The sequence below is a fragment of the Falsiroseomonas sp. RANM36 genome (assembly GCF_056682175.1).
Genome location: NZ_JBWXTD010000008.1, coordinates 59820 through 62648, shown reverse-complemented (window position 1 = coordinate 62648; position 2829 = coordinate 59820). Strand labels below are relative to the sequence as shown.

Genomic DNA, 2829 nt, shown 5'->3' with positions numbered 1-2829 from the left:
TCGCGGCCGCTGAACGCCGCCGCGATCGAATCCCAGATCCGCTCGCTGATGAGCGGGCCGGGCGCGGTGCGCGGGCGCGCCGCCGGCCGCACGCTGGTGCTCTCCGGCACCGTCTCCACCGCCGCCGAGGCGCGGCGGATCGAGGCGATCGCGCGCGGCATGGCGAATGCCGACACCGAGATCGTCAACGAGATCGGCGTGCTCTCGGCGATCCAGGTGAACATCCGCGTGCGCGTGGCGGAAATCTCGCGCGATCTGACGCGCCAGTTCGGCTTCAACTGGGCTGCGCTCGGCGGGTCCGGCAACTGGGCCTTCGGCCTGGCGTCGGGCGCCGCAGCCGGGCCGCTCGCCGGCGTGATCGGGGGCGCGATCGGCAGCGGCGTTGCCGGCGCCTCGCCCCAGCGCCTCGGCTTCCGCTTCAACGACGGCACCAACGACATCAACGGCATCATCGATGCGCTGGCGGCCGACAACCTGGTCTCCATCCTGGCCGAGCCGAACCTGACGGCGCAGTCGGGCGAGGTGGCGAGCTTCCTCGCCGGCGGCGAGTTCCCGATCCCGGTCGCGGGCAGCGGCGCGGACGGGAACAACAGCGTCACCATCGAGTTCAAGACCTTCGGCGTCAGCCTGGCCTTCGTGCCCATCGTGCTGGCGAACGACCGGCTGACGCTGCGGGTGCGGCCGGAGGTGAGCGAGCTCAGCGAGCAGGGCGCGATCAGCCTGCCGCTGGCCGGCGGCACCATCCGCATCCCGGCGCTCTCGGTGCGCCGCGCCGAGACGACGATCGAGCTGGGCAGCGGGCAGAGCTTCGCGATCGCCGGACTCCTGCAACGGAACACGGCTCAGCTGACCGAAGGCGTCAACGGGCTGACCGACATCCCCGTGCTCGGCACGCTGTTCCGCTCCGACCGCTTCCAGCGGCGCGAGACGGAGCTGGTGATCATCGTCACGCCCTACCTGGTGCAGCCGGTCTCCAACCCGACCGCGCTGGCCGCGCCGACCGACAATTTCCGCCCCGCGACCAGCCTGGAGCGCATCCTGATGCAGCGGCAGGTCTCCTCGGTGCCGCCGGGCGCGCCCATCCCGCCGGGCCTCGGGTTCCGGTTCGAGTGACCACGGAGATGCCCATGCGCAAGCCTTCCCGACTGCTCTGGCTGCCGCTGGCGCTCGCCGCCGGCGCCTGCCCCGACCCCGAGCCCGTCACGCGGCCGGGAACCTGGCAGGCCACCGGCGCCAACGATGCGAATCTGCGCGCCATGGTGGCGAACCCGGCGGCCCTGCAGCGCGGCGTCGCCCCCGCCGTCGCCTCGCGCGGCGAGGCCGCGGCGATCGCGGCCGCGCGGCGCGGCGCGCCCTCGGCCTCGGGCCAGGGCGGCGAAGGCGGCGGCGCCGGGGGCGCCGCGGGACAACCAGTGAGGGGGATACCGGCCTTGCCGCCGCTGTCTGGCCAATATGTCCGCAACTAACCTGGCGTCCCGCAGCGGGAGCGACTCCGCGGCGACGGACCGGGTCGAGGTCCTCGCCTTCATCGCCGACGAGCAGAGCGAGGTGGCGCTGCGCGGCGGCCGCGGGCCGCTCATCTCGGAGCTGGTGGTGCGCCGCGGCGGCGTCGCCGCCGCGATCCGCGCCATGGAGCGCGAGCCGACGCCGAAGGTGCTGATCGTGGACGTCGCCGGGATCGAGGACCCGACGGCGGACCTCGAGGCGCTGGCCGCGGTCTGCGAGCCGGACGTGCGCGTGCTGGTGGTGGGCGACCGCGACGAGCTGCCGCTCTATCGCCGCCTGACGCACGACCTCGGCGTGCACGAATACATCTACAAGCCGCTGACCCGGGACCATGTCGCGCGGCTGTTCGGCCCGGCGATCGCCGGCGCCGTGGTGGAGCGCGAGTCGAGCGGGCGCGGCGGGCGCGTGGTGTCCGTCCTGAACGCGCGCGGCGGTGCCGGCGCGACCACGGTCGCGGCCAATCTCGCGCTCGAGATCTCGGCCGCCAGCCGCAGCCATGTGGCGCTGGTGGACCTGCACCTGCGCGGCGGCACGATCGGCCTCTCGCTCGGCGTCAAGCCGGGCAGCGGGCTGCGCATCGCGCTCGAGCATCCCGACCGGGTGGACGCGCTGTTCCTGGAGCGCGCGGCGATCCCGGTCGGCGACCGCGTGCGGGTGATCGCCGCCGAGGAGCCGATCGACGCCGCGCCGACAGCGAGCGCCGAGAGCGTGAAGCGCCTGCTGGAGCTGCTGCGGCACCGCTTCAACACCATCGTCGTGGACCTGCGCTCGCCGCCCGGCGCGGTCGAGAAGGCGGTACTGGCGGCGTCCCGCCAGGTGCTGATCACCTTCGGGCCGGATGTGGCGGGCGTGCGCGACGCTCTGGCGCTGAAGCGGATGGTGCTCGGCCAGGGCATGGGCTCGCATCCGCTGCTGGTGCTGAACCGGCTCGGCATCCCCGGAGGCCTGACGCTGCCGCTGGTGGAGGAAGGGCTCGGCGGCCGGCCGGACTGCGTGCTGCCCTGGCAGCCGAAGCAGATCCTGCGCGCCCTGAACCTGGGCCAGCCGGCGACCGCCGCCGGCCCGGCGCTGAAGCGGGCGCTCGGGCCGCGGGGGCGCGAGGTCTCGGGCCGCGCCGCGGTGCGGCGGCGCGGCGGCCTCCTCGGCTGGCTGCGCCGCGCATGAAGGCCTTCGGCCGCCGCACCGAAGCCGCGCTGCGTCCGCCGCCGCCGATGCCGGAGCGCGAGGCGCCGGCGCCCGCGCCCGCCGCGGCCCAGCCGGCCGCGCCGGGGCCGCGGCCGGGGCGGGGCCCCCCCGGGGTGGGGGGGCACGCCCCCCCGCGGC

General features: G+C 75.5%; 3 protein-coding genes. All 3 read left to right on the top strand.

The window, feature by feature from the left end; translation table 11 throughout:
• Positions 1-48 precede the first annotated feature (48 nt).
• The 3 genes from AC1MIR_RS25960 to AC1MIR_RS25950 are packed head-to-tail and all read left to right on the top strand — an operon-like array spanning position 49 to position 2670.
• Entirely contained in the window at positions 49-1113 is a 1065-nt protein-coding gene (locus AC1MIR_RS25960) for a type II and III secretion system protein family protein (protein ID WP_480031071.1), read from the top strand.
• Between the two features lie 14 nt (positions 1114-1127).
• On the top strand, positions 1128-1466 hold the full coding sequence (locus tag AC1MIR_RS25955; RefSeq protein WP_480031070.1) for a hypothetical protein: 339 nt from the start codon (positions 1128-1130) through the stop codon (positions 1464-1466).
• Positions 1453-2670 (top strand): CpaE/TadZ family protein, encoded by a 1218-nt coding sequence (locus AC1MIR_RS25950; RefSeq protein WP_480031069.1) that lies wholly within the window; start codon positions 1453-1455, stop codon positions 2668-2670. Before AC1MIR_RS25955 ends, AC1MIR_RS25950 begins: the two co-directional genes overlap by 14 nt.
• Positions 2671-2829: the final 159 nt, after the last annotated feature.

Bases quoted from the DNA above. Each gene is read 5' to 3' on its own strand.
- AC1MIR_RS25960 (WP_480031071.1), top strand. From the start codon at position 49: ATGAGCGGGCCGGGCGCGGTGCGCGGGCGCGCCGCCGGCCGCACGCTG.
- AC1MIR_RS25955 (WP_480031070.1), top strand. From the start codon at position 1,128: ATGCGCAAGCCTTCCCGACTGCTCTGGCTGCCGCTGGCGCTCGCCGCC.
- AC1MIR_RS25950 (WP_480031069.1), top strand. From the start codon at position 1,453: ATGTCCGCAACTAACCTGGCGTCCCGCAGCGGGAGCGACTCCGCGGCG.